This is a genomic window from Mesobacillus subterraneus, assembly GCF_020524355.2.
In the GTDB taxonomy this organism is placed as follows: Bacteria; Bacillota; Bacilli; order Bacillales; family Cytobacillaceae; genus Mesobacillus; species Mesobacillus subterraneus_C.
In genome coordinates, this window is record NZ_CP129019.1 from 2,941,815 (window position 1) to 2,967,610 (window position 25,796).

Below are 25,796 nucleotides of genomic sequence, written 5' to 3' on the forward strand. Positions count from 1 at the left end.
TATTCATTTTTCTATATAAATAAAAAAAAGTACCAGAAATTCCTGGTACCCCTATAATAATTAATTGTAACTTATTTTATCTAATTTAACGAATTTTGCGAATCCAATTGAGCCACACCTCATTTTTTCCGCAACGAGAGGATCAAGATTAGAGCAACTCCAAAAGTGGCACCTATCCACCAAAAACCCATTGAATACGATCCCGTCAACTCCTTGAATGTTCCTAAAATATTCGGAAGGAAAAATCCTCCAAAGCCACCGGCTGCCCCTACAAATCCAGTAAATATTCCTACTTCACGTGGGAACCTTGTCGGGATTACCTGGAACAATGCGCCATTTGCAACCCCAAAAATCAGCATTGCAAGAATGAACAACGGCAATGTTAGATACAGTGGAGGCAAGAAGCCAATGAAGCCTAGCATTACGGCAGCAAGGATGAATAGCCTGATCAAAAGGTTGATGCCACCAAGCCGGTCCGCAAAGTAGCCTCCAATCGGCCTCACGAAGCTTCCTGCAAAAACAGCGATCGTCACCAAGTCACCCGCTGTAACTTTAGAAATTCCATATTGATCGACAAAGAAGATTCCTAAATAACTCGTTAATCCTACAAATCCGCCAAATGACAAGCTATAAAAGAAGCTAAAAATCCAGGTTTCTTTTATTTTTACAATTGCTAGATATTGTGACAGTTTTTGTGGTTTTGGAGCATTTGGACAATCTTTAGCAAAAATGACAAACACAATGAACGCGATTAGAAGCGGGATCAGCGAAAAACCAAAAACCCCATGCCAACCATAAGCTTCAGCAATTCTTGGCGCAAACAAAGTAGCTAATACCGTACCACTGTTTCCTGCTCCTGCAATGCCCATGACCAAACCTTGATGTTCTGGTGGATACCATCGGCTAGCGAGCGGCAATGCGACAGCGAAACTGGCTCCTGCAATTCCTAATAAGAAACCAAAAGCCTGAACCTCTGTAAAAGAATTGCCAAACTGCCATCCCCAAAATAGAGGGATGATGGTCAGCAGCATCCCTATAATCCCCATCCGCTTTCCGCCATATCGGTCTGCCAAAAGTCCCATCGGAATCCTGAGAAGGGATCCCCCAAGGATAGGGATTCCCACCATCAGCCCTTTTTCAGCTGGTGAAAGCCCAAAATCCTGGACGATAAATGTGGAGGTTGCCCCCACCATGACCCAAATCATGAAACTAATATCAAAATACAAGAACGAAGAAAGCAAAGTCGGTAAATGTCCACTTTTTAAAAAGCTCTTAATATTACTCATTCGCTAATGCTCCTCATTATTAGTATTTGAATCATGCAAACTAGCACTTCACTTCTGCATTTTTTCGTGAGTAATAGTACCATGTGATGACTAGGCTGATTACATAATAAGCGATAAAGATATACAGTGCCAGATTAGCTGCGCCAGTGGCAGCTAGTGACCAGCTGAAGATTTTCGGAATGATGAATGCACCATATGCAGCGACTGCTGCAGTAAAGCCTAACACGGGGGCTGCCTGCTTTGGTTCAAAGATAAATGGAATCATCCTGAATGTAGAGCCATTGGCAATCCCTGTTGTAAAAAACAGAATGATAAACATCGTTAAAAATCCTGGAAAACTATTGATATTAAGGAAGTATATGACCCCAAATGTGGCACCGATCATCACAATAATATCCCAAAATGTCACAATCGCTCCGCCAACTTTATCTGCAATCCACCCACCCAGAGGCCTTACTGCTGCGCCAACCAATGGTCCAAGGAATGCCAGCTGCAATGCATTGACTTCAGGGAATTCTGATTTGATCAGCAATGGGAATGCCGCAGCATAACCAATAAATGACCCGAAGCACATTGTATAAATCCAAGACATAATCCAAGTGTGTTTGTTTTTGAAAATAATTGACTGTTCTTTGAACGATTGCTTTGCGTTCGGAAGGTTATCCATCCCGAAGTATGCGGCAATTGCAACAATTATTATTGGGACAATCCATATAAATGCTGCATTTTGTATCCAGACTTCCTTGCCATCAGGCATCAGCTGCGAAGTACCAAAAATGCCAGAAAAGATTCCTGTTGTTATGACAATCGGTGTTAAAAATTGAACAGCACTTACTCCAAGGTTGCCTATCCCTGCATTGAGTCCGTTGGCAGATCCTTTTAGCCTTTTAGGAAAAAAGAAGCTGATATTTGCCATGGAGGAGGAAAAGTTCCCACCGCCGATTCCGCACAAAGCGGCTAAAATAGCCATGGTCGTAAAAGACGTCTCCGGGTTCTGTACGGCAATCCCTATCCCGATTGCCGGGATTAACAAGGAAGCTGTACTAATGACTGTCCAGTTCCTTCCCCCCAAACACTCCTGGCATGAAGGTAAAGAAAATTCTGAAGGTTGCTCCCACAAGTCCCGGAAGTGCAGCCAAGGTGAATAATTCACTTGATGTAAAATTAAAACCGGCATCATTCAACCTTACAGCAGTAACAGACCAAATCTGCCATACGATAAAAGCAAGGAATAAGGCCGGAATTGAAATCCAAAGATTCCTCTGGGCATGGGCCTTTCCTTCCTTTAACCAAAATTCATCGTTCTCTGGTTCCCATTGTTTGATCCTAGCCATCTTAAAACATCCTTTCGTTAAGTTCTAAAAAGCCTTTTCAAAATCTAGCGAGCAAAAAAATCTTTGGTTCAATCGTAGAAAACTCTTCAACGTTATTATGTGATTAACTTCACACCTATTTTGTTGTTCAACAAAACGTCACAGTTTGCTCCAAACCCTGCTACCGCTACTCTCTTATACCGGTATAATAAAACTAAGGTTATTTGTTTCTGAATTGTGAACATACAACCATTTAAATGTGACGACATTTTGACAATTGGTGATTCGATATCCAATTAACACTATGCCGGTGTTATTATTGTTACAAACAAATTACTCGTTACGGAAAATCAACTGTTCATGACGTGTCTCAGATTTTTTGGACACTGTTTAAATTTCAACCTTTAGCGACAATCTTTAGCAGAGCAAATTTTTAAAAAAGGGTGATGACCATGCCAAACACAACTAAAGTAACTCATTCAATTGAAATTAAAGAATTACTCCAGTTTGCCGACCGGACGATCCAGGTACCAAAAGGTTCATACCTGTTCCAGGAAGGCATGGAGGCTGAGGAGCTTTATTTGATCCTGGGAGGCAAGGTCCAAATCAGCAAAGTCACCCAGGATGACCGCGAGCTTGCATTAAGAATCTGCGGAGAGAACGATATTTGCGGAGAATTGACACTTTTTACTGATGCACCTAAGTACCTCTTAAGTGCGCTTATCCTGGAAGATGCGAAAATCGCAGCAATCAGAAAAGATGTAATTGAAAAGGAGATATTCCACAATCCGAAACTTGCATTTGAATTCATGAAGTGGATGAGCGATCATTTTCGCAAAACACAGACTAAATTCCGCGACTTAGTACTTAACGGGAAAAAAGGAGCATTATTCTCCACCTTGATCCGAATGACTAACAGCTATGGATTCCAGAAAGATACCGGCATTCTGATTGACCTGCCGCTGACAAACCAGGAGCTGGCAAATTTCTGCGGAACATCCCGCGAAAGCACGAATCGCATCCTGAATGAACTGAAGCGAGAAGGAATCATTTCAATTAAAAAAGGGAAAATCCTGGTTCATGATGTGAATTATTTACGCCAGGAAATCGGCTGTGAAAACTGTCCAGCGGTATTTTGTTCAATAGATTAATGATAAAAAGCGAGTGAATCCCCTTTTGGATTCACTCGCTTTTTCAATCGTACGCGGAGGAGAGCTTCATCAGCTCTCCTGCTTTTGTTTTCTCAACGCTTTAGGAATGTATACGCAGAATGGCTCGCTCTCCAGGTAATCACCAGTCATGGCATATGCTCTTGAACGTGAACCCCCGCATACATGCCTGAACTCGCATACTCCGCATTTCCCCTTGTACTCGTCAGGATTCCTCAAAGACTTGAAGACAGGAGAATCCCTGTAAATTTCAGCAAGCGGCTGTTCCCTTACGTTCCCTGCTTTTACAGGCAGCAGTCCGCTTGGGTATACATCTCCAACGTGAGATATAAACACAAAACCATTGCCATCATTGACTCCTTTTGGCGCACGACCAAGTCCGTCAATGGATCCAGTTAATCCTTCCTTCGTCAGCGCGGTCAAATAATCTATTTCTTCTGTATGATCCTTTGCTTCGCGCATTTTTTGCTGGATGACAACCCGGCGATAATGCTGCGCCGCAGTCGTTTTAATGTCGAACTTAACCTTCTTGCTTAAATCATATAGCCAGGTGAAGACTTTTTCATGCTCCACCGGTGAGATCATGTCCTTTTCCTGACCGCGTCCTGTCGGAACAAGGAAGAACACACTCCAAAGAACACACTCCAAATCTTCCACCATCTTGGCCATTTCATCTAAATACTCAATATTATACCGTGAGATAACAGTATTGATTTGAATCGGGATTTCCAACTCATGCAAATACTTGATTCTTTCCATCGTCAGATCAAAAGAGCCTGCTGTTCCCCTGAAGTGATCGTGGACTTCAGCTGTAGGACCGTCGATGCTGAACGCCCAGCGGGACAATCCTACTGACTTCGCCTTTTCAATCGCTTCCTTCGTCACATTAGGAGTGGCACTCGGTGTCATTGATACACGAACGCCTTTTTTCACCGCATATTCTGCGATATCAAAAACGTCCTCTCTCATCAATGGGTCCCCACCAGTGAAAACAAGCATCGGATTATTCATTTCATATATTTGGTCAATCAGCGCTTTACCTTCCTCAAAGGACAGTTCACGCGGATCTCTTCTATATTGTGCTTCCGCACGGCAGTGCAGGCATTTTAATTGGCAGGCTCTGGTAAGTTCCCAAATCACAATGAATGGGTCTTTGTTAAAATCTCTTTCAAACATCATTGGCGCCTCCTTAAGTACATCTCTATAAAAGAAGTATATAAGTGTTACCAACATGATTAAGTGAACTAACTCACATAAATAGACCCTTAATGGTCATTTTGTATGACAATTTTGTGACCTGAAAGAACAAAAAGCGGAAGCGCATCGTTCAGTCCCGACAAGCGCTGGAGGGCCGACCGGTGAAGTCGTTCTTTGACTTCACCTGAGCGAACCGAAATCGAAATGTATAGCCGACTGTCCAGAAACGCAGAAACTGGAGACTCCGACAAAGAAGCGCTTTTTGCTTCTGCCGGCGGAGTTGAAGTTTCGGAGTTTCTAGGAGGCGACACTAGACAATTCGAAAAGCGGAGGCGACTGCTCAACTCCGACAAGCGTTGGAGGGCCTGACAGTGAAGTCGCTCTTTGACTTCATTGGCAGGACCGAAACGTCTCGAGGAGTTAGGAGCCGCAGCTAGACAAGCGACTCGAGGGGCTAGGCGCTGGAGCTGGATTAAGAAAACCAACTATAGAAAAAAGCAGCAGGAGAACCTGCTGCTCTTAGAAGGATATGATTTAATCTCTTACGCCTAAAGCAATTTTTGCATAACGGGACATCATGTCCTTGGACCATGGCGGGTTGAAAACGATATTAACTTCTGTATCTTTTACTTCTGGAAGGTCGGCAAGAGCCAATTTGACCTGCTCAACAATCGTGCCTGCAAGCGGGCAGCCCATAGACGTCAATGTCATAGTCACTGTCGCAAGGCCTTCCTCGTTCAAATCCACATCATATACAAGCCCTAAATTAACGATATCAACGCCAAGTTCAGGGTCAACAACCATTTCAAGCGCCCCCATAAGGCTATCTTTCAATTCTTCATCCATCGGTGAACACTCCTTTTTTATTGCTTCAACCTATTACTATCATAACAATGATTTGTACCCATTAAAAGCAGAAAGCCATTAGATATGCTTTTCAAACCAGTTTGCAGTTGCCTCAACACCCGCATTTGACACATTGTGGCCAGCATTTTCATCTGTGATGAATTCAAACTTTCCTTTTGCTCCTTCATAGCTTTTCCTGTTTTGCTCGTAAAAATGATATGCAGCTTGGTGGGGAACGACTGGATCTAACCTTCCATGCCAGAATAACAGCGGGCGTCCGTTCAGTTTTTCAGGCTGAAGGCTTAAGTCGTACTGTTTAAGCTGATTAAGCAAATCTGATACTTGCTCCTGGGATAAGCCTATCTTAACATTCCTTTTTTCCATTTCGTTCAGCTGCCATAATGCGAAATCCTCGAATGAAGGATTCCCCATCAAGCTGACACCTGTTCTTATCCACTCATGCTTGGCCATCGCACCAAGTGTCGTAATACCGCCCATCGATGTACCGGCAACGCCGATTCTCGCTGGGTCCACCAGACCTTCCTCAACAAGCTCCTGCTTGATCGTCGAAAGCTCCTCAATAGACGTGAGGACGATTTCCCAAAAGCGGAAGCCCAGCTCAGTTTCTGATAATCCTTCACTGCGGGTTCCGTGATATTTCGCCTCAGGCATGATAACCCTAAAGCCTTTTTCGGCAAAAAGGTAAGCATAATGCATATTACGTTCTGTTGTGCTCGTAAATCCATGCAGAAAAATAATCAAAGGCATGCTATCTGAAAATTGCTTTTGTTTTACAATATGGAGAACGGGAATATGTTCAATGCGTTTCTTCTCGACTAAAATCAATAATTAACCCTCCTGAAGCAAGCGGATATTAAATTTACCGCACTTTTAAGTATCTAAAATGATTTTTTTACAATTTATATGTAAAATGGTTACCATAGTGGTTATAAGACCAATTAACCATCAACCAATATATGTATTGTAGAACTCTTACGAAAAAAGAGCCAATCATACGCATATCAACAAGAAAAGCGGATGGGCCTAGGTCAGCCCCGACAAACGCTGGAGGGCCGACCGGTGAAGTCGTTCTTTGACTTCATTGGGCGGACCGAAGCGACTCGAGGGGCTAGGCGCGGGAGCTGGACAACAAGAAAAGCGGATGGTGCCTAGGTCAGCCCCGACAAGCGCTGGAGGGCCGACCGGTGAAGTCGTTCTTTGACTTCATTGGGCGGACCGAAATCGAAATGTATAGCCGACTGTCCAGAAACGCAGAAACTGGAGACTCCGACAAAGAAGCGCTTTTTGCTTCTGCCGGCGGAGTTGAAGTTTCGGAGTTTCTAGGAGGCGACACTAGACAAGCGACTCGAGGGGCTAGGCGCGGGAGCTGGACAACAAGAAAAGCGGATGGGCCTTGGTCAGTCCCGACAAGCGGTGGACCCAGGCATTACACGAGTGTAGAGTCTTGTTTTTAAAGGAAAAATAGAGATAAGAAGGAGTATTTATGGCTGAAAAACATTTAATTGCATTAGATCTTGATGGAACTTTACTTACAGATGATAAAACGATTTCAGAAAAGAACAAACACGTAATTAAAAAGGCACGGGAAGCAGGTCATGTTGTCATGATCGCAACAGGGAGACCATTCCGTTCCAGCGAAATGTATTACCATGAGCTTGCGCTTGATACGCCAATCGTCAACTTCAACGGTGCGTTTATCCATCATCCGCTCGATAATAACTGGGGAGTACACCATTCTCCGCTCTCAATCGATGTGGCAAAGGATATAGTCGAGGCGCTTGATGATTTCAAATTCTACAATATTATCGCTGAAGTAATCGACGATGTGTATGTACATTATCATGATGAAAAATTGATGGACATCTTTAATATGGGAAATCCGAATATCACGACCGGCGATCTGAGAAGATATTTGAAAGCATCTCCAACTAGTATGCTGATCCATGCTGATGAAGAGCATGTCCGTAAAATCCGTAATCATCTTTCAGAAGTCCATGCCGAAGTGATCGACCATAGAAGCTGGGCTGCTCCGTTCCATGTCGTCGAAATCGTTAAAAACGGCTTGAACAAAGCAGTTGGCTTAAAGAAAGCATCAGATTACTTCCAGATCCCAGCAGACCGCATCATTGCTTTCGGCGATGAGGATAACGATTTGGAAATGCTTGAATACGCGGGTCGCGGAATCGCGATGGGCAATGCAGTCGCCGAAGTTAAAAACATCGCCAACGACATGACATTGACAAACGAAGAAGACGGCATTGGTGTCTACTTGAATGATTTGCTGAATTTAAAAGCTCTATAAGATAAACCCAAGATGTCCGGTAGAAAAACTCTATCGGACATTTTACGTTAGTGAAAAAATATCCACATAGGCTCGATGGAGACACTTAATTTTGCGAACGGCGGAGATTGCGCTATCCATCGCCTTGATGGAGACACATAAAAAGGACATCTGCAATTGGTAATTGCAGATGAGTGTCCATTAATATTTTTTACCGGCTTATTACCCTTAATTGATGTAAATTTCTCTGCTTTACCGATAAAATTGTAAATCATTCCATGTACCAACCCACTTCAACTTGCCACAGGACCGTTTGTTTTCATGCCAAAGGGAGCATACTAAAAGTGAAACAGCGTTACTGACTGTTTCAAATTCGCTCGTAGATGGAGGGGTAAAACGATGGGTAAAAGCAATAAATCCAAGCGTTTTGTACAGCAAGGTGCAGATACTGTCTCCAAGCATTATGAACGATTCCCTTACCACACCACGTATGCCGAGGCTGAAGCTCAAAAGATGGCGAATGTCAGAGAATCCTCTTTAGGGGGAATTTAAATGGGAAACAGGCTTTTTCAGGAAGCTAGGAAGGCTGTCCAGTTAGCTCAAACTGCGGAGCCTGCGGAACAGTCTGCAGCCATCAACACAGCTAAAAATGCTCTGTCATCAGCCTATGCCAATACGACAATGGCTGAAAAAGAGCAGCTTCGGTCATTTCAGGACGAGCTGAATTCAATTGAAGGCAAGTAAAAATCAAAAGCTGGCGGTATTCCGCCAGCTTTTGATTTTCTAATTATGATTGTTGAACCTTTCAAGCAACACTGGATAAGTATGGATGATTTCGCCATCCTTGCTGCGTTCGTATAGATTAAGTATGACAGATCCATTTTGCGGAAGCTTTGCTTCTGGTATTGAAATTTCCAGCAAAAACGGATTCCATTGATGGTATTTCTCTCCAGGAATCACTTCTGTTTCAGGAATCAACTGGTTGTGTCCATCCTCAGCAGTATAATAGAACTTTCCATTGATTGGCCTGGCTTCACCCTTTATTTCATAAATCCCATTGCTCCCTGCTGTTACTACGCCTTTAAAAACAGGATTTTCTCCAGGGATATACATTGTCTTTGTATCAGTGAGCAGTTTTTTGTCCCCGACAGGTTTTCCATTGATGCTGATTGCTTTTAACTGTGCAATGACTGTGTATTTACCTTCCGGGACTCTTTTTCCTGACTTCGAGTAGTCCCAGCTCTCCACCCATTTCATTTTCTCCTGCGGTTTCAATCTCAACGTTTCAAAAGCCTGGGCAAATGATTTTCCTTCTGAGTATAGATACACCTTATTCTTATTCGCATCGAACACTGAAATTTCGTATTTCTGTGATGTTGGGAATTCAAAAGAAAGCTCTGTATTCCCCTGGTTATGCAATATGATTTCAAATTCGGCTTTCTCAGGATCAGCCACAGGATCAATGTAAAAGCTGTATTCCAGATTTGCTGGTGGCTGCTTTTCTTCTCCAATAGCCAGGACAGGTGCCACGGCCATCAAAAGCAAAATGATCAACAAACTGACCTTTCTCATTTACCAAACCTCCATTTCAGTGATTACTCCCTTCGGAAAAAACCGAAGATCCCAGCTGTCTCAACAATATTAGTGAACGCATGAGGATCGACTTCCTTGATAATGTGTTCCAGGTCATACAATTCATACCTTGTCACAACAATGATCAGCATTTCTTTCTGTTCTCCTGAAAAAGCTCCCTTGGCAGGCAACAGTGTGATGCCTCGTACAAGTTTGTCATGAATGGCTTTCTTAAGTTCATCTGACTTTTTCGTAACGATCATCGCCGTCAGCTTTTCATGCCGTGTATGGATGGCATCAATTAACCTGGTGGACACATACAGAGCGACAAGAGTATAGAGTGCGTTTTCCCATCCAAATACAAAGCCAGCAGTCATTATAATGATGCCATTCAAGGTAAAGAAATATGTACCCACCGGGCGATCATTCATTCGTGACAGGACCATTGCTATAATATCCATTCCACCTGTGGAAGCCCCCCATTTTAAGGTCAAACCAACGCCAATCGCTGCAATGACACCCCCAAAAACTGCATTCAGCAAAATATCACTAGATACTTCTTTAACAGGCAGTAGTTCAAGAAAGAATGATGAAAGCAGAACCGAGATAAAACTATATAGGGTAAATGATTTCCCTACCTTCTTCCAGCCAAGGATCGTCACCGGAATATTCAATAGCAATAGAAGAATACCGGTAGAAATAGTAAATGGCGCGAATTCACCAAGTATGCTCGAAACGAGCTGTGCGATTCCGGTAAAGCCGCTTGCATAGACATTTGCCGGTATTAAAAAGAAGTTAAGTGACATAGCATTCAAGAATGCGCCGATCACCACGATGATGATTTTTTTTGTTTCCAACCAGACCATGTAAATCCCCCTTATTCTTTTCTATTCTTCCTGTACCCCTATTTTGCCGAAAATCACTATATTTAATTGTCTTTTTCGCATATTCCCTATAAACTATTAACATATAAGGTCGAAAGCAGGTGAAAGTTATGTCAGTAAAAATCATGGCTGACAGTGCATGTGATTTGCCATTGAGTTTTTATGAAGAAAATGATGCAATACTATTCCCGTTGAAGGTCCATATTAATGGCAATGAATATGAGGACCTACGAACAATCCAGCCAAAAGAAGTGTACGATCAAATACGTGCTGGCAACCTTCCAAAGACCTCACAGGCTTCTCCTGCTGGTTTTAAAGAAGTTTTCACGGAATTGGCCGAGAATAAGCAAGATGGAATATACATAGCTTTCTCTTCACAGCTGTCAGGGACATATCAGACAGCCGTCATGATAGGCGAGCAAGTTAAGGAGGAATACCCTGACTTCAATTTGTCGATTATCGATACAAAGTGTGCATCCCTTGGATATGGGCTAGTTGTAATGGAAGCAGCAAGGTTGGCGAAAGAGAATTTTTCCAAAGAGGAAATTATTGAAGCTGTCCAATTCCATAGCCAGCATATGGAGCATTTATTCACTGTAGATGACCTTGACCATCTTGCTAAGGGTGGACGAGTGTCAAAAGCCTCCGCATTCGTAGGCGGCCTGTTAAACATAAAGCCGCTGCTTAATGTTGAGGACGGGAAACTTGTTCCAATTGAAAAAATCCGAGGAAAGAAAAAGCTTCTCCGCAGAATTATTGAAGTCATGAAGGAACGCGGCGAGGGTTTTGAGCTTCAGATAGTCGGCATCAGCCATGCAGATGATTTCGAGACAGCCACTGAAATGAAAAATATGATTATGGAATCGTTTAGAGCGAAAGAAGTTATTATTACCTCTATCGGTGCAGCAGTTGGGTCCCACACTGGACCTGGTACCATCTCCATTTTCTTTTTAAACAAACTGCCATCATAAATTTACATACTCCTTTCAAGTTTTAGGGAAAATAAAATGTACCTAACCTGAAAGGAGTTTTTATATGCCACATACATCTGATAATGATAAAAAAGCAAAGGACAACAACGCCCTTCGCCACGAAAAAAATATGATGCGTGAAAAGAACCGCAAAGCAGGCAAGAACCAGTACTCAAAAAAGTCAGATCATCTATAAAAAAAATAGAGCCAGCCGGCTCTATTTTTCTTTTTTATAAGTCCAATTGTCTTCCTGATAGATCTTTCCTTCTTTCATTAGCCTTCCCAAGGCTCGCTTGAAACAACCTTTGCTCATGCCGAAGCGTTCCTGAATGTCCTCTGCCATGCTCTTGTCATGGTATGGCATTGCGCCATTACGGAGCTCCAGGTATTCCATGATTTTCTCGGCGTCTTCATCCAAAGCTTCCTGCTTGCGCGGCAAAAGCGAGATATTGACAGAGCCATCCGGCTTTACATCAATAATTCTTCCCTCTACTTTTTGACCTATCCTCGGCTCAGTCTGGCGCTGTGATTCATGGATGAATCCCTTAAAGCCTTCCGCTGTGGTCATCCAGCTTCCAACCCTTGCCGTCCTATATATATAGCCATGGACATTCTTGTTAAAATCACTTCTTGTAGCCTTGACGGAGATTTCCTGAATGACAGGGTCAGTTGCCATTCGCGCATAAATCATATTGTTGCGATTTACTCGAAGCGTGATATAAAGCAAGTCACCTTCTTTCGGCCAAACTGATTTTACAACTGGCAGATCTTCCTCCCCCTAGTAAAACATCCTTACTGATGCCGATATCAAGGAATATACCGATACCTTCTTTAACATCAACGACAGGTACCCACTCATAGTGTCCTACCTGTACTTTCGGTATAGTCGTTGTCGCTGCAAGTCTCCCTCTTGATTCAACAAATAGGAAAACCTCAACCTTATCTCCTTCTTCAAATGACCGGTCTGTATCATTCGAATGGAGAAGAACATCCTCTTCCCCGTCTGTTAAAAAGTAGCCGAAATCAACAATTCTTGCTACGGTCAGTTCCAAAGTCTGACCTGTATATTCGTTCAAGGACATATAATCCCTCCTGTTTCGTTATTAACATCTTACCCAAATAAGAAAGCGTAAGCGACTTGTTCTGCCCCGACAAGCGTTAGATGGCCGACCGGTGAAGTCGTTCTTTGACTTCATTGGCAGGACTGAACTCGAAAAGTATAGCCGAGTTTCTAGGAGGCGACACTAGACAATTTGAAAAGCGGAGGCGACTGCCCAACTCCGACAAGCGTTGGAGGGCCTGACAGTGAAGTCGCTCTTTGACTTCATTGGCAGGACCGAAACGTCTCGATGAGTTAGGAGCCGCAGCTGGACAAGCGTCTCGATGAGTTACGAGCCGCAGCTAGACAAACGATCGACGGGCTAGGCGCTTGAGCTAGACTCTAATCTAAGTGAAAAAAGTTATATTTTCTTAATCAGGTAAAAAGCTCTAAATTACGTAAAGTTGTTTGAACTGCTATATTTTACTATAATGTAAGCAAAAGCGAAAGCGCCTAGGACAGCCATTGTCTCCTGGCGCAGCAAAAATTTTCAAAATCCGGAGGTAGTCATGTCTAAAGAGAGCTCATTTGATATTGTATCCAAAGTTGAAATGTCTGAAGTCACGAATGCAATCAGCATCGCAATGAAAGAAATCCAGACTCGCTATGATTTTAAGGGTAGCAAAAGTGATATTACACTTGATAAAGAAGAACTTGTACTCGTTTCTGATGATGAATTTAAGCTTGACCAGTTGAAGGACGTTTTATTCAGCAAGATGATCAAACGCGGAATTCCTGTGAAAAATCTTGATTATGGAAAGGTTGAACGGGCATCTGGAGGGACCGTTCGCCAAAGAGCAAAGCTTGTTCAAGGAATTGATAAGGAAAACGCGAAGAAAATTAACACGATCATTAAAAATAGCGGCGTGAAGGTTAAGAGCCAGGTACAGGATGACCAGGTTCGCGTGACTGGAAAAAACCGCGACGACTTGCAAAAAATCATTGCAGCGGTAAGAGAAGCGGATTTGACTGTTGATGTGCAATTCGTGAATTATCGCTAAAAAAGTGCAAAAACTAATAAGGGTTGGCAAAAGCGGACTATGGTAACATTGTCCGCTTTTGTTGTATGGAAAATTCATGAATGGTTCACAAACCACCTACGGTATTACCCTATCATCACGTTAAAATAAATGTACTGGTCTTGAATGTGTGACATTAGTCTTTTAACTATATTTAATTCCCTAAAACATTCACAAATCCTTCACAAAGTACTATTGGATTTCCCCTATTTTCACGTTAATATACCAGTAGGGGTATAAAACACATAAATTTTTTAACCGAAAGGATGACAATACAATGGGTAAAAAAATCGTAATCGTTGGCGGCGTCGCAGGTGGAGCAACTACAGCAACTAAGCTTAGAAGACTTGATGAACAAGCTGAAATCGTTCTGTTTGAAAGAGGAGAATTCATTTCTTTCGCAAACTGCGGACTGCCTTATCATATCAGCGGTGTGATTGAAGACCGCAAAAAGCTGCTACTGCAAACTGTTGAAGGCATGAATGCACGTTACAACTTGGATATCCGCAATTTCTCTGAGGTGACTGCAATCAACCGTGAAGAGAAAACTGTTTCTATAAAACATGTTCAAAGTGGTGAAGAATACACAGAAAGCTATGACGTATTAGTGTTGTCACCAGGAGCGAAGCCAATCGTTCCTCCTATTGAAGGCTTGAAGAGCGCAAATGTATTTACGCTTAGAAATATTCCGGATATGGATAAAATCAAAGCATACCTTGAAGACAACAAACCAAGGAATGCTGTCGTAATCGGCGGAGGCTTCATTGGCCTTGAAATGGCTGAAAACCTTGTCCACGCTGGAGTCAATGTTACTCTAGTTGAAAAACTGCCACAGGTTATGGGTCCAGTCGACCCGGAAATGGCAGCAATCGTTGAGGATGAGCTAAGAAAGAATGGTGTTGAGCTAATCCTGGGAGACGGAATCACTGACGTACAAGAGAATGGCACAAAAGTTGTCCTTGAAAGCGGCAAGGTCCTTGATTCAGAATTGATTATCCTGTCAATCGGTGTGCGACCTGAAAACCAACTTGCAGCTGACTCTGGCCTTGAGCTTGGAGACCGCGGCGGCATCAAGGTAAATGAATACCTTCAGACATCTGATGAATCAATTTATGCAATGGGTGACGCAATCGAGGTTACTGACTATATCAATGGTCAGCCTACCATGATTCCGCTAGCATGGCCGGCAAACCGCCAGGCGCACATTGCCGGACACCATATCAATGGACGTAATATCGCATATCCAGGTACATTAGGCACTTCAATCGTTAAAGTATTCGAATTGACTGCTGCAACGACTGGTAATAGTGAAAAGCTATTGCGCAGACTGGGCATCCCATATGAAGTCGTTCATATTCACCCACTGTCTCACGCTGGTTACTATCCTGGCGCAGAGCAAATCTCTCTTAAAGTTATTTTCGACAGAGAGACTGGCAAGATCTTTGGTGCACAGGCAGTCGGTAAAGATGGCGTTGACAAACGTATTGATGTCATCGCAACTGCGATCAAAGGCGGATTGAGCGTCTATGACCTTCAGGAGCTTGAGCTAGCATATGCACCACCATTCTCTTCTGCAAAAGACCCTGTGAACATGGCTGGTTATGTCGCATCCAATATTGTTGACGGTACGATTGAAACGGTTCAGCACTATGAAGTTGACGAGTTGCTTCAGGACGGCGCATTCATGATTGACGTGCGTACTGAGAAAGAGCATGCAGATGGCAAAATTGAAGGCTCAAAAAACATTCCGCTTGATGACCTGCGAAATCGTCTTGACGAGCTTCCAAAAGGTGAAACAATTCTGATCACCTGCCAGGTTGGTCTAAGAGGTTACCTTGCTTCCCGTATCCTCCAGCAAAACGGCTACAAAGTCAAGAACCTGACTGGCGGCTACAAAACTTATTCAATCTTTAAAGATAAACTTAAGTAGTATGATGGAGCGGCTTCCTTACAAGGGGCCGCTTTTTGATGGACAGAAACAGGAGGCATTCTCTCCTTTTTGTCCGTCATCGCCCTCATGATGAACAGAAATCTGTCATCCCTTCTCTTTTTTTGTCCGTCATCACACTCATGACGGACAAAATTCATTACCTCTTGTCTTTCTTTAGTCACTTTCTGTTAGAAGAAGGAATTTCCATGTTTTTAATCTGGTTTTTAAAGGAATTTAATAAATGGTGATTCATATTAAAGGAGTGATTTTTACTATGTCTAATGAAAATAAGAAACAAGGATTCCCGCCCCAGCACCAGGATCATCAGCCTGGTACTGAGCCGGAGATGAATCCTGAACCCAAGTCAGTTGATGAAAATTATAAAGGATCGGGAAAACTTTCTGGCAAGGTTGCTTTGATTACCGGTGGAGACAGCGGGATTGGCAAATCGGTTGCCATCTATTATGCGAAGGAAGGCGCAGATGTAGCAATTGTCTATCTTGAAGAAAGCAATGATGCGCAAACGACAAAGGAGCTCGTTGAAGCGGAAGGGCGTAAATGCTTGCTCCTCTCAGGTGATATTGGCAGCGAGAAATTCTGTGAGGATGCAGCACAGAAAACTCTCGATGAGTTCGGGAAAATTGATATTCTTGTCAATAATGCAGCCGAGCAGCATCCGCAAAAAAGCCTGCTCGATATTTCTGCGGACCAGCTTGAGAAGACGTTCCGCACGAATGTATTCTCTATCTTCCACCTTACAAAGGCTGTTCTTCCACACTTAAAGAAAGGCAGCACAATCATTAATACCTCTTCTATAACCGCATATAAAGGTCATGAGAAGCTGCTTGACTACTCATCGACAAAGGGGGCTATTGTTTCGTTTACACGTTCTCTTGCCATGTCCCTTGCGTCACAGGGCATTCGAGTGAACAGTGTGGCTCCTGTCCCAATCTGGACACCGCTCATTCCTTCCACCTTCACTGCAGAAGAAGTAGCGAAATTCGGAACGAATGCGCCGATGGGACGTGCCGGACAGCCTTATGAGCTGGCACCAGCCTACGTCTATCTTGCTAGCGATGATTCTACTTATGTAAACGGACAGACAATACACGTAAATGGCGGAACTATTGTCAATGGCTAAAATATAAATAAAAAAAGCGCAAGCGCCTTGGTCAGCCCCGACAAGCGCTGGAGGGCCTGCCAGTGAAGTCGTTCTTTGACTTTATTGGCAGGACCGAAGCGACTCGAGGGGCTAGGCGCTGGAGCTGGAAACTAATCTAAGTCCAAAAATCTTATATTTTCATATTCATTCAAAAAAACTGCACCTCAATTGTAGAATCATCAGCAATTGTGGTGCAGTTCATTTTATATGGCTTTGTTTACACAAGTATTTCTTTATAATCCTTAGGATGACCACAAGAATATCGAGTGACAATTTTAAAAGGAACGATGATTCGTTTAATTGGCTCGTTAGGATTCTCTATAATTTGAATCAAACTTTTCGCAGCCTGGTATCCCAGGTCAAAAATGTTAATATCTACAGAAGTTAAAGGCGGTCTAGCCATCTCTGCTATCAATACATTGTTAAAGCTGACGATGGAGACATCTTGTGGGACTGCAATACCCATCTCATCCAGCTTATTCAACACACCTAGTGCCATCAAGTCATCTGCAACTACCATCGCGGTTGGAGGCTGATCCAATGAAAGCAAGACTTCAACAGCATCCTGGCCGCTTTCACGGACGAATTCGTCATTCACGATATACTTATCTTCTAAATGGATTCCGGAGTTTCTTAAAGCTTTTTCATAGCCTAGCAGACGTTCAACCGTCACGACTAAATCCAGATTTCCTCCAATGAAAGCAATCCGGTCATGACCAAGCTGGATTAGATGCTCTGTCACTTCTTTGCCTGCTTTAAAATTGTCATTATCGACATAACTGGTATTTTCATCATCTTTAAAAGGCTTTCCAATCACAACAAACGGAAAATGTCTTTCCTTCAGGTAAGCAATTACCCTGTCTTCCACCTTTGAATATAAAAGGACTACTCCATCTACTCTTCCGCCCTGAACCATTGCGACCACACCGTCGAAGATTTCATCCTCTGTTTTTCCAGTCGTCATGTGAAGGGCATATTGCTTTGAGTGCGCTCCTTCGCTAAGACCTGTCAAGACGGTTGGAAAGAACGGGTTTTGGAAGACGACATCAGTAGAGCTCGGCATTACCAGGCCGATTGCCCGGGTGGATTGGCTAGCTAAGCTTCTGGCGATGAAGTTTGGGTGATACCCAAGCTGGTCCATAACCTCCCTGACTCTCTCTTTCGTTTTTTCGCTGATCCTTGGACTATTGGCGATTACACGCGAGACAGTTGATGGTGCGACGTTAGCCACCTTCGCAACATCTTTTATTGTGACAGCCATTAAGTTCACCTCCCTTTTGCCAGAAAAATTCCTTATCTCTATTATAAATGATTTGTCCCGTATTATTGCTTATTTTTTCAAGCCCCCATTAAACAACAATGGAGGCAAGTTCTGGTCTAGCTTTCATTATTACTTCCTTCGCTTCCTTCTTTTGAAAAGGAGGAAAATGAAGCCGAAGAACGCTGCGTATACAGCACCCATTACAGTTAAATAAGGAATATTCAATCCTGTTTTTTCAGCTAGTACATAAATTTCTGCTTTCTCACGTTCCAAAGAAAGGTTATACTCTCCATTCTTACTTCTGACAAGATCGTCTGCAAGCAAGCCTCTCAACTCTTTATCATCTTCCAGCTGATCCGATGTCAATGTGACATTCTGGGTATTTGAAGTATTATTAATTGCAATGACCGCAGTTTCGTTCTCGTAGGTCCTCTTGAACACAGCCATGCCTTTCTTTTCATAGAGAACTTCCAAATCGCCTCTCCTTAACGAAGGAAGGTCATTGCGCAGCTCACCAATTTTCGTGGTGTAATCAATTAATTCTTTATCAGTCCTGAAGTTCATTTGTCTGCGATTATCCGGGTCTTCCCCGCCATCAAGGGCAATTTCACTGCCATAATAAACAATCGGGATTCCAGGAGCAGTATACATATACGTCAGCGCCATCTTCCATCTCGTTCCCGGGTGCTGTCTATTCTGGACTGCTTTTCTTGTGAACCTAACCATGTCATGGTTATCAATAAAATTACCCATCAATTCAGGATTTTCATAAGTTGCCTTATTTCGCTTCGCTGTCGTTAATAGCCAGTCCAAAGTTTGGTCAGGTTTCTCAAAGGCAGTACGCAGCTGCTCATTCAGTGGAAAATCAACAAAGCCATCGATTCCCGCCTTATCATATTCAGCAATATAATTAGGATCCTCCGACCAAACCTCGCCAATCAAATAAAAATCGTCTTTGACACTTTTCACTTCTTTTGAAAAATCTGCCCAAAACTCAACCGGTACATGACGGACTGTATCAAGCCTGTAGCCGTCAATATCTGTTTCTTCTATCCACCATTTAGCGGCATCTAGTAAATATTCTTTCGTCTCCGGATTTTCCTGTGCTAAATCAGGAAGTCCATACAGCCAGTTATTCTCCAGCTGTTCCTGATCGTTCCAGTCAAAGATATCCTGTTTTTCATGGAACCAGTCTTTCTTGGCTGGGTCATTTACCCATTCGTGTTCCGGAGCGACATGGTTGACAACGAAATCAAGAATGATTTTGATGTCACGATTATGTGCCTCTTTTACAAGCTCTTTGAACTTGTCAACGCTTCCAAAATGCTCTTCTGTATTATAGAAATCCTTAATCCAATACCCATGATAGCCTTTATCGACATTATCGAATACAGGAGTCAGCCAGATAGCAGTAAATCCCATATCCTTAATATAATCCAGTTGGTGAATGATTCCCTGGAAGTCGCCTCCATGATAGGCTTTTGGGTCAGTAGCATTTACATCGAAATCATTGCTATTGTCACCGTTATTAAAACGGTCAACCATTAAAAAGTAAATTGTTTCATCCTGCCATTTGCGTCCTTCTTTTTCAGCGGCACCTACCGGGAGGGCGCTAAAAAGAAGAAACGGAATCAAGATGAAGATGAGAATTTTTTTCATCTCCGGTCCTCCTCAATAATTTAAGCAAAGACCAAATATGGACTTTGCTTAAAATGTGTTTGCCCTAATAGATTATCCTTTTGTTCCGCCTGCCGTCAAACCAGAAACAAAGTATTTTTGGAATGACAGGAACAGGATTGCAATCGGTACGGCGATCAGAACTGCACCGGCAGCAAATGTTGTAAATTCTGCACCGAACTGTTTGGCCACCATATCATACAGCCCAACAGCAAGTGTGTATTTTTCTTCTGTTCTTAAGAGAATTCTCGCGAGGATGAAATCCCCGAATGGAGCGATGAAAGCGAACAATGCCACAACAGCGATAATCGGTGTTGCAAGCGGCATGACGATTTGGAAGAAAATCCTCAAATGTCCCGCACCGTCCATTTTAGCTGATTCATCAAGTTCTTTTGGAATTGTATCAAGGTAGCCCTTCATCAACCAAGTATTCATCGGAATTGCGCCACCAACGTATACAAGGATCAAGCCTAGATGGGTGTCAAGTAACCCAGTCAATAATGCAAGGATGAAAATCGCAATCAGCGCTGCAAAGTTTGGAATCATCTGCAGGATCAAAAATGTCATCAAGCTGTTTTTACGTCCGATAAAACGGTAGCGTGAGAATGAATACGCCGTCAGGCTGACAAGGATGACTGTGAATACCATTGTCAGTACACTTACTTTCAGAGAATTCCAGTACCAGTACAAGTATGCGCTCTGGTTAGTATCGAAAAGTTCCTTATAGTGAGCAAGCGTAGCATTTTTCGGAATGATACTTGAGCCGGACAAGCTTTGTCCAGGATTGAAGGATGAGCCGACAATCCAAAGGAGCGGGTAGATAATAATCGCGAACATGGCTAAAATTACAAGATACGTTAGTGTCAGTCTGATATATTTCTGTCGTTTGATACTCATATTACATCATATCCTCTTCTTGGAATGATTTCGTTCTCTTGAACTGCCATAGAGCTACTCCAATAACGATCAAAGAAAGAAGCATTGTGATGGCAGCAGCTTTGGAATATTGTGCAGATGTCATCGTCAGGCTGTAAATCCACGAAATCAGGATGTCTGTTCCGCCAGCATTTGCTCCAGAAACTGCAGGTCCTCCGCCGTTGAAGAGATAAATGATATTAAAGTTATTGAAGTTGAACGTATATTGCGTAATCAAGATTGGCGCAGTAGCGAAAAGCACGAGCGGCAATGTGATGTTCTTGAATTTCTGTAAGTTTGTCGCGCCGTCCACAGTTGCGGCTTCGTACAATTCTTCCGGAATGGATTGAAGTACCCCTGTGACCATCGCGAAGATGAATGGGAAACCAAGCCAAGTTTGAATCATGATCAAGGCAATTTTGGTGTACATCGCCTCAGTCATCCATGGAATTGGATCAATTCCAAAGAATCCAAGGATGTCACGATTGATGGCACCGAATGATTCGTTAAACATACCAGCGAAAACAAGGATTGAAACGAATGCTGGCACTGCCCAAGGCAAGATAAATACTGTACGGATGATGGCCTTTCCCTTTACATCCTTCTGGTTTACGAGTATCGCCAGGAACATTCCCAAAGCAACCTGGAAAGTTGTTGCGACGAATGTCCAGATGATTGTCCATGATAACACAGAGAAGAAAGTCTGACGCCATGATTCTAACTGGAACAAATCAAAGAAGTTTTTCAATCCTACCCAATCAACCAGCTTAGCAGGCGGTGAGTGGTAAAGATCATAGTTTGTAAATGCGAGCAAGACTACGAAAATGATGGGAAAAACAACAACGAAAATAAGAAGCAGGAACCCCGGTGACATGATTAAGTATGGGAATCCATTGTCAATCAGGTTATTATATTGCTCCTTAACCGTGCTAAGACGTTCTCCCATGTCTCTTTTCAAGCCTGTTTTATATGCATCATTTAAGTTGAATAGATAGAAACCGATTCCAAAGAGCAGGACGATCAGTGCCAGAATCCCCTCAACCAACAAGAAGATGGAATGGTCACGAGGCGTCTGCTCCCCAAGTGTAAACAGTCCCCATAAACCCATGTTGAGCAGGTCTTTAAATACACCGAAGAATGCACCGGTCAAAATAAGAAATGCGATTCCTTTTAAATATTGTTTGTTGTATAGCTGTCCTAGCCCAGGAATGATCGAAAGGGCTGTTGCTATTCTGCGGTGGTTGGTTTGATAGGATTTCTTCTCCATCCTATATTCCCCTTTCTCTTTCTATGTTTTTTAAGGCTCCTAATCGTTAACCCGCTTCCATCGCTTACATAGCCATTCAACACCTTTCAGCTCTATACTAAAAGGTATTGAAAAGAATGATGATGTAATTTCAGAAAGCAATGATTCTTGCGAAGAGACCTTGGTAAAAGCATCAGATGCTTTATGAGAACGAATACATTTCCGAACTGGGGATCTTCTCGACCGCAACATTTATTTATTGTATCGAGATTTTCCTGTTTTCACTCTCATGAAGCACCTGATTAAGTATAAGTCTATTTTAGCGCAACCGTTTGCTCAATGAAAGTCTTTTTTACTGCAGTTTTCGTAAACTTTGTGACTTTCCACATATCGTCTCCTAAAAAAAACAGAAACTGGAATTTCATAGCTGAAAGTATAACAGTACCCCCCAAGGGAGGTACTGTTATACTTTGCTGCTATTATTTTGAGTGGTTTTGCTGAATTTGTTGTTCGATTTGCTTTACAGCAGAATCAAGAGCTTCCTGTGGCTTAGCTTTGCCAGTTACAACTGTTTGCAATGCGCTTGCCATTGGAGACCAAACTTCACCCATTTCCGGGATGTTCGGCATTGGAACTGCGTCTTGAGTTTGAAGTGCAACAGCTTTAGCGCCTTCGTTCTCAGCGATTGCTGGATCGTCAACTAGAGCTACGTTTGTTGGAACTTCAGCTGTTTGTTCGAAACGGTATTTTGCATTTTCGTCGTTAGTGATGTACTCAAGGAACTTAACAGCCCATTCTTGGTTCTTAGAGTAAGAAGAAACGTGCCATCCTTTTACACCCATGAAAGTTTTCATTGGAGTGCCATCAGCGAATTTAGGGAATGGAGCTACACCGAAATCGATGCCTGCATCTTTCATTCCGCCGAATGCCCATGGTCCATTCATTACAGAAGCAACTTTACCTTCGTTGAATAGTCCGTCCATAGCAGATCCGCCGTTTTCACCGATGATTCCATTAGGGAAAAGCTTTTCAGCGTACCACTTCTGGATGTATTCAGTACCTTTTACAGCGCCTTCGTTGTTCAAGCCAAGATCTTGTGGATCAAGAGCTCCGTCTTTTTCGCCGAATACATATCCGCCGTTACCGCCGATTGGAGCGTGTGCAAAGTAGAAGTTATCCCAAAGTGCAAGGAAACCGTATTTGCTGTCTTTAGTGTTAGCTTTTGCGAATTCGTAAAGATCTTCCATTGTAGCAGGAACTTCAGTCATAAGAGCTTTGTTGTAGATGAATACTGGAGTTTCAGCAGACTTAGGAAGTCCGTATAATTTTCCATCAAATGTTTGAGCACCGATTGAAGATTCAGAGAAAGTACCTTTCACTTCGTCGCTTACATTAAGTTCAGCAATGTGTCCCTGAACTGCAAGCTCACCGATTTGGTCGTGTGGAAGAGTGATGATGTCTGGGCCAGTTCCCGCAGGACCGTCAAGACGTAATTGTTCTTTCATTTTAGTTGCCATTTCTACTTCTTTGAAGTCGATTTTGATACCGTGTTCTTTTTCAAAGTCAGCAGCTACTTTTTCAAGCCAGCCAGACTTATCTTTGTCTTCCCAAACTACTAGCTTCTCTGGTTTGGAAGCGTCTTCTGTTTTCTCGCCGTTGTCTTTTGAACCTGTGTTTTCTTCTTCTTTAGGTCCACAAGCTGCTAGTGCGCCGATCATTAAGACCAGCATCATGAAAATCGACAATGCCTTTTTCATGTGTATACCCCTCCTAAAAATGTGTTTTAACTAATTATTGTGCAGAACGTTACCTATTTGTGCAAACGTTTGTAATTCCGTTTGCAAGTCTATGAAAACGATTGCACAACCTACCTCTTATTATAAAGACTTAAATTCTTTTGACAACTAGTTTTTTTAAAATTTTTTAAAAGCCTTGTAAAATCGTTAAAGTTTTGTGAATCAACTTTTTAATAATTGACATTTCAAAATGAGTATTCTACCCTTGTTTTAATCTTTATAATAATAATAGCTATTCACCGAATAGAGCGAGCCATTATCATTTCACTCTTTGCTCATTTGGAAAGTCAAAATCCTCGGTATTTAAAAATGAAAGGAATGGTTCCCACTTGTTAAAAGAAGCGATTTATCACCGTCCTAAAGACAATTATGCATACGCTTGCACTAATGAAGAACTGCATATTCGCATTCGTACAAAAAAAGATGATATCAAAGAAGTTTCCCTTTTAAATGGCGATCCATATGACTGGCAGGATGGAAACTGGAATACAAATACAGTTTCCATGATTAAAAGCGGAACCGACCAGTTATTCGATTACTGGTTTGTCTCTATTAAACCTCCTTTCCGCAGGATGCGTTACGGATTTATTTTAAATGATGGCAACGAAACAGCTTGTTTAACTGAAAAAGGTTTTTACGACGAGCCTCCTTTGGATGATACAGGCTATTATTATGCATTTCCTTACCTTAACAATATCGATGTGTTCCGTGCTCCATCATGGGTGAAAGATACAGTGTGGTATCAGATATTCCCTGAGCGCTTTGGCAATGGAGATCCAGCAAATGATCCAGAAGGCGCGTTGCCATGGGGCAGTGCACCACCTGAAAGGGACAACTTTTTTGGCGGTGACCTCGAAGGTGTAATCAAAAATATCGATTACTTGGCCAAGCTTGGCATCAGCGGTATTTATTTTACGCCTATTTTCAAAGCCTATTCAAACCATAAATACGATACGATTGATTATATGGAAATCGATCCGCAATTTGGAGATAAAGAAACGCTGAAGAAGCTGGTACATATATGCCACGAGCACGGCATCAAAGTTATGCTTGATGCTGTTTTCAACCACAGTGGATTCTATTTCCCTCAGTTCCAGGATGTACTGGAAAAAGGGGCAGAGTCTCCTTATAAGAACTGGTTCCACACCAATGAATTCCCGCTTGTAATGGAACCAAGGCCGAATTATGATACCTTCGCATTTGAAAAATCAATGCCGAAGCTGGATACGGAAAATCCTGAGGTCATTGAGTATCTGCTTGAAGTTGGCCGCTACTGGGTCCGCGAGTTTGATATCGACGGCTGGAGACTTGATGTCGCCAATGAAGTCGACCACTCTTTCTGGAGAAAATTCCGTACTGAAGTGAAAGCAATCAAGCCTGATCTCTATATACTCGGTGAAATCTGGCACGATTCAATGCCATGGCTGCACGGCGATCAGTTCGACGCTGTCATGAACTATCCATTTACGACAAACATTCTAAACTTGTTTGCACGTGGAACCATTTCAGTAAAAGAATTCATCGAGAACATGACAACAGTCAATCATATGTATCCGAAAAACGTCAATGAGGTTGCCTTCAACTTAATCGGAAGCCATGACACACCAAGAATCTTGACGGAGTGCGGCGGTGACGAGGATAAAGTAAAACAAATCTTCACTGTATTGCTTTCTTACATCGGTACGCCATGTATCTATTATGGGGATGAAATCGGCATGAGCGGCCCGCAGGATCCAGGCTGCCGCGAGTGCATGAAGTGGAATGAAGAAGATCAAAACAAGGGTATGTTCGAGCATGTGCAAAAAATGATCCAGCTTCGAAAGGAATATCCACTTCTGGCAAATGAGGGTGAACTTCACTTCATTCCATCGGATTACCATGAAAGCTGCTTTGCTTATACAAAGTCCAATGGTGAAACAACCATTATGGTAGTCGTCAACATGAGCAACGAAGAAGCAAGTTATCCTCTGCCGTTTAATCTAAAAGGCAGAAAAATAACCAATATCTATACTGGCGAAGAATACGCAGCAGAAAGTGATGATCTTACAGCCAAAATTGCTGCAAATGGATTTGCATTGTTCAAATTTTAAATCACTCACCCCTTTCCCTTGATGGAAAGGGGTTTGCTATTTGTCAAATTCCGCTAATGAC

24 protein-coding genes and 2 pseudogenes are annotated in these 25,796 nt (G+C 42.6%); 13 read left to right on the plus strand and 13 right to left on the minus strand.

The genetic code is table 11. The features are described from left to right. Window positions 1-119: 119 nt before the first annotated feature. Window positions 120-1,286: a nitrate/nitrite transporter gene (locus LC048_RS15320; protein ID WP_306048006.1), complete on the minus strand. Its 1,167-nt coding sequence runs from the start codon at window positions 1,284-1,286 to the stop codon at window positions 120-122. 40 nt (window positions 1,287-1,326) lie between these two features. After that, window positions 1,327-2,620, minus strand: a pseudogene (locus LC048_RS15325) (NarK family nitrate/nitrite MFS transporter). Between the two features lie 431 nt (window positions 2,621-3,051). Between LC048_RS15325 and LC048_RS15330 the strand changes: the two are divergent. Beyond that, on the plus strand, window positions 3,052-3,750 hold the full coding sequence (locus tag LC048_RS15330; protein ID WP_306048007.1) for a Crp/Fnr family transcriptional regulator: 699 nt from the start codon (window positions 3,052-3,054) through the stop codon (window positions 3,748-3,750). A 69-nt stretch (window positions 3,751-3,819) separates the two neighbouring features. On the opposite strand, the gene LC048_RS15335 is transcribed toward LC048_RS15330, so the two are convergent. Next, the gene (locus tag LC048_RS15335; protein WP_226600154.1) at window positions 3,820-4,947 is read right to left on the minus strand and encodes a TIGR04053 family radical SAM/SPASM domain-containing protein; all 1,128 of its coding nucleotides are present in this window, start codon (window positions 4,945-4,947) and stop codon (window positions 3,820-3,822) included. Between the two features lie 192 nt (window positions 4,948-5,139). Between LC048_RS15335 and LC048_RS15340 the strand changes: the two genes are divergently transcribed. Both LC048_RS15340 and LC048_RS15345 read left to right on the plus strand, forming a co-directional pair. Beyond that, window positions 5,140-5,334: a hypothetical protein gene (locus LC048_RS15340; RefSeq protein ID WP_226600152.1), complete on the plus strand. Its 195-nt coding sequence runs from the start codon at window positions 5,140-5,142 to the stop codon at window positions 5,332-5,334. Between the two features lie 15 nt (window positions 5,335-5,349). Then, window positions 5,350-5,517: a hypothetical protein gene (locus LC048_RS15345; protein ID WP_226600150.1), complete on the plus strand. Its 168-nt coding sequence runs from the start codon at window positions 5,350-5,352 to the stop codon at window positions 5,515-5,517. Here LC048_RS15345 and LC048_RS15350 read toward each other — a convergent pair. Both LC048_RS15350 and LC048_RS15355 read right to left on the minus strand, forming a co-directional pair. Next, window positions 5,500-5,811, minus strand: coding sequence for a metal-sulfur cluster assembly factor (locus tag LC048_RS15350; RefSeq protein ID WP_226600148.1), 312 nt, complete (start codon window positions 5,809-5,811; stop codon window positions 5,500-5,502). The two genes, LC048_RS15345 and LC048_RS15350, sit on opposite strands and share 18 nt — an antisense overlap. A gap of 78 nt (window positions 5,812-5,889) precedes the next feature. Continuing rightward, window positions 5,890-6,657, minus strand: coding sequence for a prolyl oligopeptidase family serine peptidase (locus tag LC048_RS15355; RefSeq protein WP_226600146.1), 768 nt, complete (start codon window positions 6,655-6,657; stop codon window positions 5,890-5,892). A gap of 359 nt (window positions 6,658-7,016) precedes the next feature. On the opposite strand from LC048_RS15355, the gene LC048_RS15360 reads away from it, so the two are divergent. The 4 genes from LC048_RS15360 (at window position 7,017) to LC048_RS15375 (ending at window position 8,857) form a co-directional block, all read left to right on the plus strand. After that, window positions 7,017-7,286 (plus strand): hypothetical protein, encoded by a 270-nt coding sequence (locus tag LC048_RS15360; RefSeq protein WP_226600141.1) that lies wholly within the window; start codon window positions 7,017-7,019, stop codon window positions 7,284-7,286. Window positions 7,287-7,315: 29 nt separating this feature from the next. Next, entirely contained in the window at window positions 7,316-8,134 is an 819-nt protein-coding gene (locus LC048_RS15365; protein ID WP_226600139.1) for a Cof-type HAD-IIB family hydrolase, read from the plus strand. Between the two features lie 378 nt (window positions 8,135-8,512). Then, window positions 8,513-8,665 carry a hypothetical protein gene (locus LC048_RS15370; protein ID WP_226600137.1) on the plus strand — a complete coding sequence of 51 codons (153 nt, stop codon included), beginning with the start codon at window positions 8,513-8,515 and terminating at the stop codon, window positions 8,663-8,665. Next, window positions 8,666-8,857, plus strand: coding sequence for a DUF3813 domain-containing protein (locus LC048_RS15375; RefSeq protein WP_226600135.1), 192 nt, complete (start codon window positions 8,666-8,668; stop codon window positions 8,855-8,857). A 39-nt stretch (window positions 8,858-8,896) separates the two neighbouring features. Here LC048_RS15375 and LC048_RS15380 read toward each other — a convergent pair whose 3' ends face one another. Both LC048_RS15380 and LC048_RS15385 read right to left on the minus strand, forming a co-directional pair. Next, the gene (locus LC048_RS15380; RefSeq protein ID WP_226600133.1) at window positions 8,897-9,685 is read right to left on the minus strand and encodes a BsuPI-related putative proteinase inhibitor; all 789 of its coding nucleotides are present in this window, start codon (window positions 9,683-9,685) and stop codon (window positions 8,897-8,899) included. Between the two features lie 23 nt (window positions 9,686-9,708). After that, window positions 9,709-10,551: a YitT family protein gene (locus LC048_RS15385; RefSeq protein ID WP_226600131.1), complete on the minus strand. Its 843-nt coding sequence runs from the start codon at window positions 10,549-10,551 to the stop codon at window positions 9,709-9,711. A 128-nt stretch (window positions 10,552-10,679) separates the two neighbouring features. Here LC048_RS15385 and LC048_RS15390 point away from each other — a divergent pair, with 128 nt between their 5' ends. Both LC048_RS15390 and LC048_RS15395 read left to right on the plus strand, forming a co-directional pair. Further along, window positions 10,680-11,540: a DegV family protein gene (locus LC048_RS15390; protein WP_226600129.1), complete on the plus strand. Its 861-nt coding sequence runs from the start codon at window positions 10,680-10,682 to the stop codon at window positions 11,538-11,540. Between the two features lie 64 nt (window positions 11,541-11,604). Then, window positions 11,605-11,736, plus strand: a complete 132-nt coding sequence (locus LC048_RS15395) for a DUF3941 domain-containing protein (protein ID WP_226600128.1) — start codon at window positions 11,605-11,607, stop codon at window positions 11,734-11,736. A gap of 21 nt (window positions 11,737-11,757) precedes the next feature. Here the strand turns inward: LC048_RS15395 and LC048_RS15400 are convergent. After that, window positions 11,758-12,622, minus strand: a pseudogene (locus LC048_RS15400) (CvfB family protein). A gap of 526 nt (window positions 12,623-13,148) precedes the next feature. Here LC048_RS15400 and LC048_RS15405 point away from each other — a divergent pair. The 3 genes from LC048_RS15405 to LC048_RS15415 all read left to right on the plus strand — a co-directional run bounded on the left by LC048_RS15405 (window position 13,149) and on the right by LC048_RS15415 (window position 16,729). Next, entirely contained in the window at window positions 13,149-13,640 is a 492-nt protein-coding gene (locus LC048_RS15405) for a YajQ family cyclic di-GMP-binding protein (protein WP_226600126.1), read from the plus strand. A gap of 295 nt (window positions 13,641-13,935) precedes the next feature. Then, a complete protein-coding gene (locus LC048_RS15410) occupies window positions 13,936-15,588 on the plus strand; it encodes a CoA-disulfide reductase (RefSeq protein WP_226600124.1) in 1,653 nt (550 codons plus the stop codon). Between the two features lie 274 nt (window positions 15,589-15,862). After that, window positions 15,863-16,729 (plus strand): SDR family oxidoreductase, encoded by an 867-nt coding sequence (locus tag LC048_RS15415; protein ID WP_306048008.1) that lies wholly within the window; start codon window positions 15,863-15,865, stop codon window positions 16,727-16,729. A gap of 238 nt (window positions 16,730-16,967) precedes the next feature. Here LC048_RS15415 and LC048_RS15420 read toward each other — a convergent pair whose 3' ends face one another. The 5 genes from LC048_RS15420 to LC048_RS15440 all read right to left on the minus strand — a co-directional run bounded on the left by LC048_RS15420 (window position 16,968) and on the right by LC048_RS15440 (window position 23,606). After that, window positions 16,968-18,011 carry a LacI family DNA-binding transcriptional regulator gene (locus LC048_RS15420; RefSeq protein WP_226600120.1) on the minus strand — a complete coding sequence of 348 codons (1,044 nt, stop codon included), beginning with the start codon at window positions 18,009-18,011 and terminating at the stop codon, window positions 16,968-16,970. Between the two features lie 129 nt (window positions 18,012-18,140). Continuing rightward, window positions 18,141-19,670 carry an alpha-amylase family glycosyl hydrolase gene (locus LC048_RS15425; protein ID WP_226600118.1) on the minus strand — a complete coding sequence of 510 codons (1,530 nt, stop codon included), beginning with the start codon at window positions 19,668-19,670 and terminating at the stop codon, window positions 18,141-18,143. Between the two features lie 72 nt (window positions 19,671-19,742). Then, complete coding sequence (locus tag LC048_RS15430; protein WP_226600116.1) at window positions 19,743-20,585, minus strand: sugar ABC transporter permease; 843 nt, start codon at window positions 20,583-20,585, stop codon at window positions 19,743-19,745. 1 nt (window position 20,586) lies between these two features. Beyond that, entirely contained in the window at window positions 20,587-21,870 is a 1,284-nt protein-coding gene (locus tag LC048_RS15435; RefSeq protein ID WP_226600114.1) for a carbohydrate ABC transporter permease, read from the minus strand. Between the two features lie 458 nt (window positions 21,871-22,328). After that, window positions 22,329-23,606, minus strand: coding sequence for a sugar ABC transporter substrate-binding protein (locus tag LC048_RS15440; protein WP_226600112.1), 1,278 nt, complete (start codon window positions 23,604-23,606; stop codon window positions 22,329-22,331). A 368-nt stretch (window positions 23,607-23,974) separates the two neighbouring features. Between LC048_RS15440 and LC048_RS15445 the strand changes: the two genes are divergently transcribed. Beyond that, a complete protein-coding gene (locus LC048_RS15445; RefSeq protein ID WP_226600110.1) occupies window positions 23,975-25,735 on the plus strand; it encodes an alpha-glycosidase in 1,761 nt (586 codons plus the stop codon). The last annotated feature ends 61 nt before the right edge of the window (window positions 25,736-25,796 follow it).